Here is a 16,116-nt window from a genome sequence, read left to right as displayed (position 1 = left end):
GATTGGCATATTGTATAACGCAATTTCACTTTAAAAGTGTATTACACGGTTATTTTTTAAATTCTTGTAACATTTATAGTGAAATCGCGCTAAATTAATCCCTTGTGTCTCCCTCATGCTTCACTACAATGGCAGATCTAAAAAATAAATTTTATACGAGTTGTTTGGATTTTTTTATGTATAAACCAACCGCGATTTTGTGGCAGCCTACATTACCCAATTTTTTAAAAATAACAGTACTGGGTTCAGCTTTAGCTGCATTGGGACTGTCAGGCTGTTCTTCAAGCCAAAGTGTGACACATGGCTCAAAATCGAAAATGGTGGGTTCATCCGGATACCTGGATGCCGACAGCTTGGATTCATTGGAAGATTTATTGTCTGCAACAGACATGAGCGCAGTAGAAGGCGATCGCCTGCTGATCTTGAAACATGGTGATGTCTGGAAGCGTATGACCGTCGGTTTCAAGATGGATCAGAGCCATTGGGACTCCCGTATTGAAGCACAGCGCGGCTGGTTCATTTCCCGACAACCTTATCTGGACCGTTTAAGTGCCCGTGCTTCACGTTATCTTTATCATACGGTGAAAGAAGCGGAACGCCGTGGTTTACCAACAGAACTGGCTTTATTGCCGATTATTGAAAGTTCCTATGACCCTGCAGCGACCAGTAGTGCAGCCGCTGCCGGGATGTGGCAATTTATCCCAAGTACCGGACGGATTTATGGTTTAAGACAGACCAGCCTGTATGATGGCCGTCGTGATGTGGTGGAATCGACCCGTGCAGCTTATGAGTTTCTGGGCGGCTTATATAACCAGTTTGGTTCATGGGAACTGGCTTTGGCAGCGTATAACGCAGGTCCGGGACGGATCCAGCAGGCGATTAACCGCAATAAGGCGGCTGGCTTGCCTACAGATTACTGGTCACTGAAACTGCCTCAGGAAACCATGAACTATGTGCCACGCTTCCTGGCCGTAGCGCAAATTATTAAAAATCCGGGGGCCTATGGGGTGTCTTTACCGCCGATTGCCAACCGTCCTCACTTTAGGGAGGTATCGGTCGGGCCGGTAAACTTAAATGAAGTCGCCTCCATTACCGGTTTAAGCCGTGCCGAGCTGTACCAGTTAAATCCAGGACATCGTGGGGACTGGGTTGATGAGCAAAGCCCGATGAAGATCATTATTCCTGCGGATTTAAGCCCTGCTATTGATGCAAGGCTCAAGAAACTCTCACCGAGTTCAGGTGCGCTATGGGCAAGCACGGCAAAACCTTTTACTCTGGAAAGAAGCAATCCGCCTGAGTTAAATACGCAAGTGATTAATCCGGCCAAAACAGCACCACCGGTATTAGCTACAAACACGCCTAAAACTTCGCAGCCAGCCACTGTTACCCCAGTGAATGCGGCAAATCCTGTGGCAGTAACAAAGCCTTCAAGTAGCAAACGTATGGCTACGCCTCAAGGCTCTGATGCCTTGGCATCTTTTGCTGCAAATAGCGATATTCCAAGTGCACCACGTATTCCTGTTGCGGTGAGTCAGGTGGCGAATGTCAAGCCTGTGACGGTAGAACCTCCATTGTCTGCTGCTGAGCGCGAGCAGATTATGGCGGCAGTGAAAGCGGAAGGTGAAAATAAAACGCTAGAACAGGTACTGCAACCGGTAGCCAGTAAAGCTGAACAGGAAAAAGTCGTAGCAGAAATTAAAGCGATTGCACCGCAAGGCACCGAAATTGTCGATCCGTTTGACGGCAAAATTAAGTTAACGGCCATTCAAACCAGTTTGTCGGTAGCTGAACAGCAAGGTAAGGAGTTAACCAAAGGTTTTGCTTATCCAAAAGGTGTGGCGGAAAGTACCAAGCCTGATTCAGATGAAGCTAAACGTAACCAGGGTAAAAATTACGTTAAGACAGATACTGAAATTGTAGTGGTTGCGCCAAAAGGAAAACGCAGTACCTATACCGTTCAACAGGGCGATACTTTAGCCGTCATTGCCATGAAAAATGGCCTGAACTGGCGTGATGTAGCCAAATGGAACCAGATTGATCCAAACTCGCCGTTGTACGTGGGAACCAGTATTTATTTATATGATGCCAAACCACAAAATAGTGAAAAAAATACCGAAACCTCTTCATCAACTAAGTCTAAAGCACAGCCTGAAACCTATGTAGTTCAGGCCAATGATAGTCTGACTGGAGTGGCTAGCCAGTTTGGCTTGTCGGTGAAGCAGCTGGCAGATTTCAACAATTTATCGGTCAGCAGTGGTTTGCGTGTGGGGCAAAAATTATCGTTAAAAGAAACTGCTCAAAGTCATTCCGATATTGTTGAAACTAAGAACAATAATTCAAAACCCGCTGCTAAAGTGAAGACCAAATCTTATGTGGTCAAACGTGGTGAATATCTCAAACTGATTGCAGATCGATATGCCTTATCTAATCAGGAGTTGGCCGATTTAACCAGCGGATTAACTGCAGGCAGCAGCTTAATGGTAGGACAAAAAATTAATGTGCCACTGCATGAAGTAAACAGCAAGCCGGAAGAAAAAGTGAGTCCGGTTAAAATAGATCCGGTAGTCATTGAGCCATCCTATAAAACGGAAAATTATCAGGTGCAACGTGGCGATACCCTGTCGAGCATTGCAGCCAAATCGAAAATTGCCTTAACTGAACTGGCACAGCTGAATAAATTATCCAACAACAGTGGCGTCCGGGTAGGTCAAACCCTGAAGATTCCTGTAAGTTCAAATGTGCCGGAGAGTTATACCGTGCAATCCGGGGATAGCCTGTCGGCCATTTCTGCCAAATACAATTTAGGCATGGATTATCTTGCCAATATCAACGGCATTAACCGCAATACGGGTTTACGTGTAGGACAGCGTTTGAAACTGACGGGTGAAGAACCTGTCGCAGCATCTAACAAAGTAGAAGCGAAAATTGAAAAAGTCAGCTTTGAAAAGAGTGATAGCCATGTGGTTAAATCTGGCGAGACATTAAGCAATATTGCGAAAAAATATCATTTACAGCTGGATTATTTAGCTGCATTGAATGGCTTAACCCGCAATTCTACTGTCCGTATTGGGCAACGTTTAAAAATTGACGGGGATCTGCCAAAACTGGATGCTAAAGTGGATGAGCCTATCGCAAAAGCAGTGAAATCATCTAAAAATACCGATGCGTATACCGTGAAAGCGGGCGAGTCTTTAAATGCCATTGCCAACCGGACAGGGGTATCGGTTGCTGAATTGGCGGCGATGAATGATTTGAATGTCCGTGCCGGTTTACGTGTGGGTCAGCAGATTGTTATTCCTAAAACTGTGGTTGAATATAAAGTCAAACGTGGTGACACCCTGATTGGGCTGGCCAGCCGTTATGGTCTGGAAAGTTCGAAACTTGCAGAAATGAATGATATGCAACCCAATAAACAATTGCGAATTGGTGATGTGATTAAAGTTCCAAACTTATAATAAATGCAAAGACAGGGAGTCAGTTTAGATGTCATTTGCCAGGGCGAAATATTGGGGTTTTGCATGGGGGCTTAGTCTTTTGACACAAGGGCTATGGGCTGCCGTGCAGACCACGCCCTATATTGCCATTCATAGCCAGCCAAAATATGCTGGCTTGTCGTTTATGCCATATGCCAATGCTCAGGCGCCTAAAGGTGGCTATTTAAGTACTGCCAGTAATGGGACTTTTGACAATTTAAACAGTATGAATGGCAAAGGCAGCTCAACCGATGGGGTGGAATACCTGTTTGATTCGCTGATGTCGAATTCACTAGACGAGCCGGGGGTGATGTATCCTTTGCTAGCGGAGAAAGTGACTTATGATCCCAAGCAGACCCAATTTGTCATTTTCCATCTCAATCCCAAAGCACGTTTTAGCGATGGCAGTGCAGTGACTGCCGAAGACATCAAATTCACTTTTGATACGTATCAAACCAAGTCCAATCCGGGACTGCAAATGTATCTGGCCGATCTGGATAAAACCGAAGTATTGTCTAAATATGCAGTCAAGATGAGTTTTAAGTCTGCCAATAATGCAGAGATGCCGCTGATTCTGGCGCAAATGCCAATTTATTCAAAACGCGATTGGCAGAAGAAGGATTTCACTCGGGTCACCATGCAACCGATTTTGGGATCAGGTCCATACTTGATTGATCGCATAGATGCAGGACGCAGTATTAGCTATAAACGCAATCCAAACTATTGGGGTAAAGACTTAGCGGTTAATAAAGGACGATATAACTTTGATCGCCTGAAATATGTCTATTACCGCAATCTGGATATTGCCTTTGAAGGCTTTAAGTCGGGCCAATATACCCTGCATGAAGAATTTACCGCACGTAAATGGGTGACTGAATATCATTTTCCCGCCGTCCAAGCAGGCATGGTGGTGAAATACCGGTTCCAGCACCAGAACCCGATTCCAACACAAAGTTTTGTCTTTAATACCCGTCGTGCGCCTTTTCAAGACATCCGGTTTCGCCAAGCCATCACCTATGCTTATGATTTTGAATGGCAAAACAAGGCGCTGTTTTACGGACAGTATCGACGCTTACAAAGCTATTTTGCCAACAGTGAATTGGAAGCCAAAGGCACGCCCAGTCCTGCAGAGCTGGCCATTTTAAAACCCTATCTAGCCCGACTGAATCCGATTCAGCGGCAGGGAGTGCTGCAAAATTGGAAATATCCGGTGTCGGATGCCAGCGGATTTAATCGCAATAATCTGCTGACTGCACGCCAGTTGCTCATCAAAGCCGGCTATACCTTTAAAAATGGCCGTTTGCTGGATACCCAAGGCAAGCCGATCCGGATTGAATTTTTAATCCATCAGGATGGTTTGCAGCGTACCCTGATGCCTTTTATTCGCAATATGAAACGTTTGGGTGTGGAAGTGGCGATCCGCCATGTCGATGTGCCGCAGTATATCGAGCGCATGCGGACCAAGGATTTTGACATGACCACCAACGTGATGCCGCAGTCGCTCAATCCGGGCAATGAGCAGGCACAGTTCTGGGGCAGTGCATCGGCAGATCAGCCGGGAAACTACAACTATGCCGGTATTAAAAATCCTGTGATTGATGCGATTGTACAGCAGGTTATTCATGCACCGAGTCGTGAGCAACTGGTGCTGAAAACCCGGGTGCTGGATCGTTTATTGCGTGCCGGTTATTATCAAATTCCGACCTATGGCAAGGGTGAAAACTGGTTTGCTTACTGGAACATGTATCATCAACCGAAAGTGAAACCGAAGTTGTCATCGGGCATTGACTACTGGTGGAGTGATGCCGGGCAAGCGCAAAAAGTGACCCGGTATTTAGGTCAAAAATAAACAATAAGTCATAACGCAGGCACAGGGAACACTGTTTCGATGGGCATATATATATTAAAAAGACTGCTGCTGATTATTCCAACGCTGTTTTTCATTTTGTTGATTAACTTTGTGGTGATCCAGATTGCGCCGGGTGGACCGGTTGAGCAAGCCATTCAACAGGCAGAAGCTTTTCAGGGCTTGGGTGCAACGGGTGGCGAAACTGCTGCTGCAAAAAATAATTATCAGGGAGCAAAAGGTTTAAGTGCAGAAATGGTGGAAAAGATTAAAGCCCAATACGGCTTTGATCAGCCTGCGCACATCCGCTTCTGGGACATGCTGAAAAGTTATGCCAGCTTCGATTTTGGCAGCAGTTTTTTTAAAGACAAGCCGGTGACGCAATTGTTGTGGGAAAAAATGCCGGTGTCCTTGTCTCTGGGATTATGGAGCACTTTGCTGATTTATCTGGTATCTATTCCTTTGGGTATTAAAAAAGCCCGGCAGCATGGCATGCTGTTTGATAAATCTACCTCGTTGTTACTGGCGATTGGTTATGCCGTTCCAGCTTTTGTATTTGCAGTGTTACTGATTGTGTTCTTTGCGGGTGGTTCCTATTTTCAGTGGTTCCCGCTGCAAGGCCTGGTGTCGGAAAATTTTCACAGCCTAAGCTGGCTGGGCAAAATCAAAGACTATTTCTGGCATATGACCTTGCCTTTAATGGCGATGGTGATTGGCGGCTTTGCCGGGCTGACCTATTTGACCAAATATTCCTTTATGGAAGAATTAAACAAGCAGTATGTACTGGCAGCGCGCTCTAAAGGCCTGACAGAATCACGGGTACTCTATGGTCATGTTTTTCGTAATGCCATGCTGATAGTGATTGCCGGTTTGCCTGAAGCGCTGATCGGGATTTTCTTTGTTGGCAACCTGTTTATTGAAATTATCTTCAATCTGGATGGTTTGGGGCTGCTGGGCTTTGAAGCCATCCAGCAGCGTGATTATCCGGTTATTTTCGGAACCCTGTTCTTATTTACCTTGCTGGGTCTGATTCTGCGATTAATCAGTGATGTGCTGTATCAGGTGATTGACCCGCGGATTAATTTTGATTCGCGAGGTGCTGAATAATGTCCCCGTTAATGCAAGCACGCCTGAAACGCTTTCAGGAAAATAAACTCGGTTTTGGCTGCTTAATCCTTTTTGCCGTGATTTTTGTGTTGTCGCTGGCTTCTGAACTGATCGCCAACGATAAACCGCTGTTGGTAAGCTATAAACATTCACTGTATGTGCCGGTGTTCAAGTCTTATCCGGAAACGACTTTTGGCGGGGTGTTTGAAACTGAAGCTGATTATAAAGACCCGGTCGTGCAGCAATTGATTGATGAAAAAGGCTGGGCGATCTGGCCACTGATTCAATATTCCTATCAAACACCCAATTTGGAACTGGCAGTACCGGTGCCATCTGCACCGACCTCGCAAAACTGGTTAGGTACCGATGATCAGGGACGTGATGTATTGGCCCGTATTCTATATGGTTTGAGGGTTTCACTGCTATTTGGTTTTGCACTCACAATTGCATCAGCGCTTTTAGGTATTGCTGTAGGTGCGATTCAGGGCTATTACGGTGGCTGGGTCGATTTATTGGGACAGCGTATCCTGGAGGTATGGGGTGGTTTGCCGATGCTATTCATGGTGATGATTCTGGTCAGCATGTTTACTCCAAACGTCTACTGGCTGTTTCTGATCATGCTGTTATTTGGCTGGACCACTTTGGTCGGTCTGGTACGTGTGGAATTTTTAAAGGCGCGTCATCTGGACTACGTCCGTGCCGCACGTAGTCTGGGCGTCACAGACCGAACCATTATGCTGCGCCACATCTTGCCCAATGCCATGAGTTCCAGCCTGTCACAGCTCCCTTTTATGCTCACAGCCAACATCACTGCACTGACGGCATTGGACTTTTTAGGCTACGGTTTACCACCGGATGCAGCCTCTTTAGGCGAGCTGTTGTTGCAGGGTAAATCCAACCTGAATTCACCATGGCTGGCACTATCCGGCTTCTTTACTCTGGCCATTGTCCTATCTTTACTGATTTATATTGGGGAGGCGACACGTGATGCATTCGATCCAAGACGCCAATAATCCGCAAGCCTTGTTAAGCGTGCAGCATTTAAATATCCGGCAAGCAGAGCATGTGCTGGTAGCTGACCTGAATTTTCAGTTGCATGCCGGTGAAACCGTTGCACTGGTCGGTGAAAGTGGTTCGGGTAAGTCGATTAGCAGTTTGGCTTTACTCGGACTGTTACCCAGTACTTTGAAGATTCAAGGTCAGGCCTTATTGGGACAGCAAAATCTACTGGCACTGAAAACTGAACAGTTACGACAAATTCGTGGCCAGAAAATTGCCATGATTTTTCAGGAACCGATGACGGCTTTAAATCCCTTGCACAGGGTGGAAAAAATTATTGGTGAAACCTTATTGCTGCAAGGCTGGTCCAAACAAAAGGCCAAAGCACGAATTATTGAATTATTAAAAGATGTCGGCATTCCCGACCCTGAAGAGAAATTGCGCCGTTATCCGCATGAGCTTTCTGGCGGACAGCGGCAGCGCGTGATGATTGCCATGGCACTGGCCTTAGATCCGGACATTCTGATTGCCGATGAGCCGACCACAGCACTGGATGTTACCTTGCAAGCACAGATTTTAAAACTGCTTAAATCTTTGCAGCAAAGCCGAAATATGGCGATGATTCTGATCAGCCATGATCTTAATCTGGTACGTCGCTATGCCGATCAGGTCATTGTAATGAACAAAGGTGTAGTAGAAGAACAGGGCAGCGTAGCGGAAATATTTCAACATCCGAAACAGGCCTATACTCGTGATTTGCTGAATCATGATTTTGGTGAAGCGCTGCATATTCCAGAAGCTGAAAATTTATTGACCTTAAAGCAGGTTGCGGTGAAGTTCCCGATCAAGCAGGGATTACTCAACTGGGTCAAAGACTACTTTATTGCGGTCGAGCCTTTGGACTTACAGTTAGCCCAAGGTGAATCGATTGGCATTGTCGGGGAAAGTGGTTCAGGTAAAAGTTCACTGGCTTTGGCCATTAGCCGCTTGATTAAAAGTGACGGTGAAATTGTGCTGCTTGGCACAGATTTAAATCGGTGCAATGAAAAACAGTTACGGCCTTTACGCGCTGAATTTCAGATTGTGTTTCAAGACCCGTTTAGCAGTTTAAATCCACGTTTGAATGTGGAGCAAACCATTGGTGAGGGATTGGGCTTAAAAAAACTCTCATCGACTGAAATATCAGAGCGGATTGATGAGGCCCTGGAAAAAGTGGAATTGCCCATCAGCTTTAGAATCCGTTATCCACATGAGTTGTCAGGTGGGCAACGTCAGCGTGTCGCCTTGGCACGCGCTTTGGTGTTGAGTCCTAAACTGCTGATACTGGATGAACCGACCTCGGCGCTGGACCGTACCACGCAGCGCGCCATAGTGAAATTACTCAGACGTTTGCAGCAGGAACATCAGATCAGTTATCTGTTTATCAGCCATGACCTGCAAGTGGTTAAAGCCCTGTGTCAGAAAGTGCTGGTGTTACGTCGGGCGCAGGTCATGGAATTTCAAGACACTGAACAGTTGTTTTTAAATCCGAAAACTGAATATACCCGGCAGCTGATTGAGGCCAGTCAGTATATTTGAAGTTACTGACAAGTCATATTGTCAAATAGCCTATTGACGAATTGTATATTCAGGTTAGAGTTTTCACTCTATATAAATACAAATAAGTCAGGATTGAGAGATGAGCCATCTTGCTGAAGCAACCATCATTCGACATACCACCTTTAAAAATAGAATTATCAAAGCCGCAATGAGTGAAGCTCTGGCAAATGATGCAGGTCAGCCCAGCCAGTTGCATTTTAATCTTTATGAAACCTGGGCCAAAGGTGGCTTGGGCTGTGCCATTACCGGTAATGTGATGGTAGATTTCCGCGCCAAAAATGAACCGGGCGTGGTGGTGATTGATTCAGAACGCGATTTGGCCAAGCTACAGCAATGGGCAGCGCTCGGCAAGAAATATGACATGGTACAACTGGTTCAATTGTCCCATCCCGGCCGCCAGTGTCCTAAAGGTCTAAATAGGGAAACCGTAGCACCTTCGACTGTGCCTTTTTCTCCTGCACTGGCAACCACCTTTGGCACACCACGTGAATTACGTGAAGATGAGATTCTCGATATTATCCAGCGTTTTGCCATTTCTGCACAAATCTGCGAAAAAGCTGGCTTTGAGGGCATACAGTTGCATGGTGCGCATGGTTATCTGATCAGCCAGTTTTTATCGCCATTGACCAACAAACGTCAGGATCAATGGGGTGGTCCGATTGAAAACCGGATGCGCTTCCTGCTGGAAATTTATAAGGCTGTCCGTGCGGCAACCTCGGATCAATTTATCATTTCCGTGAAACTGAACTCGGCTGATTTCCAGCGTGGCGGCATTACCGAAGATGAAGTAGTTGCGGTCTTTAAAGCCATAGATGCTGCTGGAATCGATCTGATTGAGATTTCTGGCGGAACCTATGAAGCTCCGGCTATGGCGGGCGCGAAAGAGGATAAGCGCAAAGCCAGTAGCATTGCACGTGAAGCTTATTTCCTCGATTTTGCCGAGAAAATCCGTAAGGAAGTGCAGTGTCATTTAATGGTGACTGGTGGCTTCCGTACTGTAGAAGGGATGAACGCAGCACTCGACAGTGGCGCGTGTGATTTTATTGGTATTGCCCGTCCATTGGCGGTGGAAACCGATTTAACCGATCGACTGATCGCTGGACAGGACGTTCGTTATGCGGTGAATAAAATTAAAACCGGCATTCCGATGGTCGATAAAATGGCAATTATGGAAATTATCTGGTATGCCGCACAGTTTAAGGATATTGCGCGTGGTAAACGTCCAAATCCAAAACTGTCACCGCTGAAAGTATTTTTGAAATATGCCAAAAACAATATTACCGCAATGATTAAAGGGCAGATTAATTCACGCCGTAGTGCTTAACTGGATGACTGGGCTTTAGACCAGTAAGACTGAAACTGCACAGCAACAGCAGACCATCGTTCTTTTTTTCCGTGTACATTGAAAGGCAGGTCTGCTCTATTTTTATAATTTCTTTAGATGTACAGCAAAGATCAAGCAATATTGAAATTCAATCCATTTAAAAACAAAAAAGCCTGATTCATGACGATCAGGCTTTTTGCTGAGATATTACTCTCTCGAATATGGCGACCCTACGGGGATTCGAACCCCGGTTACCGCCGTGAAAGGGCGATGTCCTAGGCCTCTAGACGATAGGGTCATCTAAGTATTGGCGTCCCTACGGGGATTCGAACCCCGGTTACCGCCGTGAAAGGGCGATGTCCTAGGCCTCTAGACGATAGGGACGTTTCAGAGGTGGGCGTATAATAGGGTGGATAGGACACCCTGTCAAACCTTTTTCTGGGATAATGTTTAAAAATAGACTCAACTGAATAAAAATAAAACAAATGTATGAAATGTGTTTTGAAAATCACTATTTTTCTGCGCTTAAACCCCCAATGATGCTGTTGACCACCGCTGGATGCTGTAAGTAACCGATAATACTGTGAGGATTATAAAAAGATGTAGTAATCGCTTGGTTAATGATCGGTGGCTGAAAATTGAAAGGTGCTTCTGATAAAGGAAAAGCAGTCAAAAAATCATCGGGTGAATAAAAATTAAACCAGTCACCCTGCAGTTGGGGTGGTCTGGAAATTGGGGTGACGAGTTTTTCCTGAATGACTCTAAAAGCCAGGGGAGAGCCTAGGGTAATAAAGCGCTGAATTCTAAAATGCGGATATTGATGCAGCAGGTTATAGGTAATGACCGAACCGAGGGAATGCGCCACAATAATATGATCTAGCTCGGGATGAAGATAAGACATGATCCGGTAATGGACTTCATGCATGAAATCGGGATTGGATAAATATAAATAGGTTTCAATCAGGAATTTATGGATGAATGTTTCATGTAGCTTGGGATAATGATTTAGAAATAGTGCCAGTTCCTTAAATGCATGATCTCTGGTAAGTGCGCTAATGAGGGCCAATCGCTGCGTGAATGACTCAGAGCTTTCGGGATTTACACTCGGTAATCTGCTCGCACAGGGATGATGTTCCGGGACAATGGTAGTGTTATGTCTTAAATGAAAGGGAAGATGAAAATGGGAGATGGACTTGGGTAAAAAGGTCTCCAGATCCAGGCTGTTATATAAATGATGTTTGCTGAGCAAATCGCCATAAAAAGGAAAGCGCAGTTCCAGAGCCTTAAGATCAATATTTTGCCGGGAATTGCGTAGGCCGGTCTGAAAAGCGGATAGCCAATGCTGTTTTAATGAAGGTTGATCGTAATTCTGTTGATTCATGCCGTGAATAAAAATGATTTTCATACATGGTCAGAGCTTTTATAGAAAGGGTAGCTTGATTGAGCGTAAAAAAAAGAGCGGTACTTGACCACTCCTTTTCTGTGTTAGTTTTGCTTTCGATAGAAAACATGGTAACTGAGATAACAACCCGCAATAAACAGCAGGCAGCCAATAAAGCCGGCCAGCATTTCCGGATCTGCTGCCATACTGATACAGGTAATAAAACAGAACACAAAACCCAGAATCGGTACAATCGGGAACAGCGGTGCTGCAAAGCCTAGCTCTTGCACGGTATGACCGGCCTTATACCACTGACGACGGAAATTGAACTGGCTTAAGCAAATGCTCATCCAGACCACCACCATGGTAAATGCAGCTACACCCAGCAGGTTCTTGAAGATGGTTTCCGGTGCAAACTGCTCTGACAATAAGCCCGGAATCGCACCAAGCATGGTGACAATAATCGCCACAAAAGGAATGCCACGGTGGTTCACTTTAGAGAACACGGCAGGTAACTGTTTTTTGTCAGATAAAGACCACATCATGCGGGACGCGGCATATAAACCCGAGTTGGCTGCTGATAACAGCGCAGTGATAATCACAAAGCGGATGATATCTTCCGCATGTGGAATACCGATATAGGTAAATACTGTTACAAACGGACTGCTACTGACACCTTCAGCCCCCAAGCCTGCCATCTGATGCGGTAACAGTGCGCTAATCACTACAATTGTGCCGACAAAGAAAATCAGCAGTCGCCAGATGGCAGCATTGATGGCTTTGGGTACGTTTTTAGCCGGATCCTGGGTTTCACCTGCGGCAACACCAATCAGTTCAGTTCCAGAGAAAGCGAAGTTGACAATCAGCATGGTGGCGAAAATTGGAAATAAGCCTTGAGGAAACCAGCCCTGAGCCGTAATGTTGCTAAATAAAGGCGCAGAACTGTGACCCTGAAACGAAAGCACACCAAAAATTGCCAATAAGCCTAAAATAATAAAGCTAATCACGGTCACGACTTTGACCAGAGATAGCCAGAATTCAGACTCTGCAAATAACTTTGTTGAACTCATATTGAGCCCAAAAACAATAGCGGCAAAAACGATGGTCCAGATCCAGACTGAAATTTGCGGAAACCATTCCTGCATCAGCAAGGCTGCGGCGGTAAATTCGGTTCCAAGGGTGGCAGTCCAGGTCAGCCAGTACAACCAGGTAATCATATAACCGGTACCTGGACCAATATATCTGCGTGCATAGGTACCAAAAGAACCTGATTCGGGCATGTGTACCGCAAGTTCGCCCAGGCAAAGCATGACTGCATAGGCAATTAAACCGCCTAATACATAGGAGATGATGGCACCTACAGGCCCCGTTTGTGCAATGACTTCACCCGAACCTAAAAATAACCCCGTTCCGATTGCGCCGCCTAGCGAAATCATGACCAGATGTCGAGTACTCATAGCGCGTTTTAAAGGCGCAGAATTGCCCTGATGCGTAGCATCATTCGGAGTATGAGATGACTGCATAAGAGAAAATGAAAAAGAAAAATGAAGCGAACTATTGTAGTGAAAAACTACAAATCTGCAATGTAATAATGATAAGTGTTGAAGCTTGAATGATCGTATAGCACGATATATGGCGACCCTACGGGGATTCGAACCCCGGTTACCGCCGTGAAAGGGCGATGTCCTAGGCCTCTAGACGATAGGGTCGTTAGGAGGTGATGCGTATATTATGGATTTTTAATAAAGCTGTCAAACCTGTAATTGTGTTATTTTTAAAATATTGAATTAATTGCATAAAAAATGACAAATCTAAAATAAAAAAAGCACAGTTTTTAAAAGCTACTTGATCTGTCACTTTAAAACAGTATGAATTTTTAGCACGATACAACTTGTATCAATGCGCCATCTAAGGATAACTGAAAGAGATGGCTTGTTGTGGTCTCTCTGTTTAGCGATGGCTTAGGTTTCCCATCAGACGAATGCTGCGAAGGTTGATAATAATAGTGCATAAGATAAATAATAAATTGAACGTATTATTTTAGGGGGGTACGTGAATTATCAAATAAATCAAATTTTCCATGATTCAGAGGAGTTGATGGAAAACTGAAATTTAAAAGACCACAAATTAGTGGTCTGGTGTTTGATATTTTTGAGCTTTCTCTTGTGCTGGAGCTGCTGCTGGCGTGATTGATGAATCTTTGTCTGGAGATTTATCTTTGCTGACGATATATAAATATAAAGCTGAGGGAAGAAGAATGATTAAAACAATAAAAGCTTTTTTCAACATGATTTCAGGGGCATTGATTTCAATAGAGTGAACTTAGCATGCAAATGGTGATAAAAAAAGGGTGCTGTAGCACTTAAGGCTAAACTTTAAAAATCAAGCTTTGAAAATGAATATTCAGGATAGGATGAGTAATTTTAGAAATAATGTTTGGTGATTATCCGCAAGTTATGACAGCTTTTTAAAGGGCTATGGATGTGAATATGTGGGTCAAGGTTTTAATTTTAAAACATTTTCGGAAGTGAAAATAAAGGAGATGTAGTGCGCATCTAAAAGCTTAGATGAGTAGTTAGAGAAATAAAGAAGATAAAAATAGATGGCGTCCCTACGGGGATTCGAACCCCGGTTACCGCCGTGAAAGGGCGATGTCCTAGGCCTCTAGACGATAGGGACGTTTAGAAGATGGCGGTATCTTATTGATCCGCCACCAAGGTGTCAAGTAGATGGGGTGCGAGTTTGTTCAAAATATAGCAAAACAGTTCGGCCGTCTTTTGAGTGTCGTATAAAGCAGAGTGTGCTTCCTTACCATCGAACTCTATTCCAGCCTGAATACATGATTTTGCCAGTACAGTCTGACCAAACATCACAGCACTTAAAGTCACAGTATCAAACACCGAAAAACTGTGAAAAGGGTTTTGATTTTTAGTCCCCGTACGGGCAATGGCCGCTTGTACAAAGCCCAAATCGAAATGTGCATTATGGCCGACTAAAACGGCATGTGTACAGTTTTGCTGACGACGGACTTCATTGACCGATTTGAAAATGCGTTTTAATGCACTTTTTTCATCTTCCGCCATGGCAATGCGCATTGGGTTTGACGGATCTATACCAATAAATTCCAGAGAACGGCGGTCTAAATTCGCCCCTGCAAAAGGGTTAATATGTGCATGGTGTGCTTCACCAGGTACAAATTGGCCTTCTTCATTGTAAATGATTGGGATTGCTGCGATTTCCAGTAAGGCATCGGTATGTGAGTTAAAACCTGCTGTCTCGACATCGACAACAACAGGTAAAAATCCACGGAAACGCTGACCAATTACTGGTGTGGTTTCATCTGTCACACTTTTCTCCATTGGATGGTCTTACCCGCATACAATGGGATAATCTGTTCACCATCCAAATAGTCTAAACTTTCCGGAATAACTTGCTCTTCTTTGACCAAGGTAATGGTATTGGTATTGCGCGGCAGACCATAGAAGTCCGCACCGAAATGGCTGGCAAAACCTTCCAGACGGTCCAGTCGACCTGCCTGATCAAAAGCCTGAGCATATAATTCAATTGCGGTAGGGGCGCTATAGCAACCGGCACAGCCACAGGCATTTTCTTTGGCATTTTTTGAATGCGGCGCGCTGTCTGTACCCAGGAAAAATTTGGGATTAGAACTGGTTGCAACTTCAAGTAATGTTTGCTGATGGCTTTGACGTTTTAAAATCGGCAAACAATAGAAATGTGGTTTAATACCACCCACTAGCATATCGTTACGGTTGAACAGTAAATGCTGTGGGGTAATGGTAGCAGCTACATTGCGGTCTTGTTCAAGTACAAAATGTGCAGCATCGCTTGTGGTAATGTGTTCTAAAACCAATTTAAGCTTTGGAAACTGTTTTAAAAGCGGTGAAAGTACTTCATCTAAAAAGCGTTTTTCACGGTCAAAAATATCGACATGATTGTGGGTGACTTCACCGTGAAGCAACAATGGCACCTGATGTTCTTCAAGCTGTTCAATCACTGCATAGACTTTACTGATATCACTGACGCCATTGTCTGAATTTGTGGTTGCACCAGCTGGATACAGCTTGATGGCATTGACATGCTCAGATTCTTTAATTTTTTTGACTTCGCTTGGTTGAGTCTGGTCGGTAAAGTAAAGCACCATACGTGGATCAAATGCGACACCTTCAGGGACATGCGCCATAATGCGTTCGCGATAAGCCAATGCTTCCTCAACTGTTTTGATGGGAGGTACAGTATTTGGCATGCAGATAGCACGAGCAAACTGCTTGGCAAGATCGGGAACTGTGCGTTTTAAAGATAAACCGTCACGTAAGTGAGCATGCCAATCATCTGGCTGGAGAAGAGTGATTGTATTCAAGGCCATTTC

At 44.8% G+C, this 16,116-nt stretch carries 11 protein-coding genes and 4 tRNA genes; 6 read left to right on the top strand and 9 right to left on the bottom strand.

From position 1 onward, the window contains the following. Positions 1-176 precede the first annotated feature (176 nt). From FTT87_RS05890 to FTT87_RS05865, 6 genes are all read left to right on the top strand, one after another. Positions 177-3,455 (top strand): LysM peptidoglycan-binding domain-containing protein, encoded by a 3,279-nt coding sequence (locus tag FTT87_RS05890; protein WP_180042734.1) that lies wholly within the window; start codon positions 177-179, stop codon positions 3,453-3,455. Positions 3,456-3,483: 28 nt separating this feature from the next. Further along, entirely contained in the window at positions 3,484-5,322 is a 1,839-nt protein-coding gene (locus FTT87_RS05885; RefSeq protein ID WP_180081398.1) for an extracellular solute-binding protein, read from the top strand. 39 nt (positions 5,323-5,361) lie between these two features. Further along, positions 5,362-6,426, top strand: a complete 1,065-nt coding sequence (locus FTT87_RS05880) for a microcin C ABC transporter permease YejB (RefSeq protein WP_086194949.1) — start codon at positions 5,362-5,364, stop codon at positions 6,424-6,426. Then, the gene (locus FTT87_RS05875; RefSeq protein ID WP_180081396.1) at positions 6,426-7,439 is read left to right on the top strand and encodes an ABC transporter permease; all 1,014 of its coding nucleotides are present in this window, start codon (positions 6,426-6,428) and stop codon (positions 7,437-7,439) included. Before FTT87_RS05880 ends, FTT87_RS05875 begins: the two co-directional genes overlap by 1 nt. After that, positions 7,414-9,003, top strand: coding sequence for an ABC transporter ATP-binding protein (locus FTT87_RS05870; protein WP_086194951.1), 1,590 nt, complete (start codon positions 7,414-7,416; stop codon positions 9,001-9,003). The genes FTT87_RS05875 and FTT87_RS05870 overlap by 26 nt, the downstream gene beginning before the upstream one ends. A 100-nt stretch (positions 9,004-9,103) precedes the next feature. Next, positions 9,104-10,348 (top strand): NADH:flavin oxidoreductase/NADH oxidase family protein, encoded by a 1,245-nt coding sequence (locus FTT87_RS05865; protein ID WP_086194952.1) that lies wholly within the window; start codon positions 9,104-9,106, stop codon positions 10,346-10,348. Between the two features lie 222 nt (positions 10,349-10,570). On the opposite strand, the gene FTT87_RS05860 is transcribed toward FTT87_RS05865, so the two are convergent. The 9 genes from FTT87_RS05860 to pyrC form a co-directional block, all read right to left on the bottom strand. After that, a tRNA-Glu gene (locus FTT87_RS05860) sits at positions 10,571-10,646 on the bottom strand. A gap of 10 nt (positions 10,647-10,656) precedes the next feature. After that, positions 10,657-10,732, bottom strand: a tRNA-Glu gene (locus FTT87_RS05855). A 127-nt stretch (positions 10,733-10,859) separates the two neighbouring features. Continuing rightward, entirely contained in the window at positions 10,860-11,753 is an 894-nt protein-coding gene (locus FTT87_RS05850; protein ID WP_086194953.1) for a hypothetical protein, read from the bottom strand. Between the two features lie 80 nt (positions 11,754-11,833). Further along, positions 11,834-13,252: an amino acid permease gene (locus FTT87_RS05845; RefSeq protein WP_086194954.1), complete on the bottom strand. Its 1,419-nt coding sequence runs from the start codon at positions 13,250-13,252 to the stop codon at positions 11,834-11,836. Between the two features lie 110 nt (positions 13,253-13,362). Beyond that, positions 13,363-13,438: transfer RNA gene (locus FTT87_RS05840), tRNA-Glu, on the bottom strand. Positions 13,439-13,856: 418 nt separating this feature from the next. Continuing rightward, complete coding sequence (locus FTT87_RS05835) at positions 13,857-14,018, bottom strand: hypothetical protein (RefSeq protein ID WP_171263130.1); 162 nt, start codon at positions 14,016-14,018, stop codon at positions 13,857-13,859. A 314-nt stretch (positions 14,019-14,332) separates the two neighbouring features. Next, positions 14,333-14,408: transfer RNA gene (locus FTT87_RS05830), tRNA-Glu, on the bottom strand. Positions 14,409-14,428: 20 nt separating this feature from the next. Continuing rightward, positions 14,429-15,088, bottom strand: a complete 660-nt coding sequence (rnt, locus tag FTT87_RS05825; protein WP_086194955.1) for a ribonuclease T — start codon at positions 15,086-15,088, stop codon at positions 14,429-14,431. Then, positions 15,073-16,107, bottom strand: a complete 1,035-nt coding sequence (pyrC, locus tag FTT87_RS05820) for a dihydroorotase (protein ID WP_086195131.1) — start codon at positions 16,105-16,107, stop codon at positions 15,073-15,075. Before pyrC ends, rnt begins: the two co-directional genes overlap by 16 nt. Positions 16,108-16,116 lie beyond the last annotated feature (9 nt).

This window comes from Acinetobacter sp. YH01022 (assembly GCF_013420235.1).
Classification (GTDB): domain Bacteria; phylum Pseudomonadota; class Gammaproteobacteria; order Pseudomonadales; family Moraxellaceae; genus Acinetobacter.
This window is presented reverse-complemented; position numbering and strand designations above follow the sequence as displayed.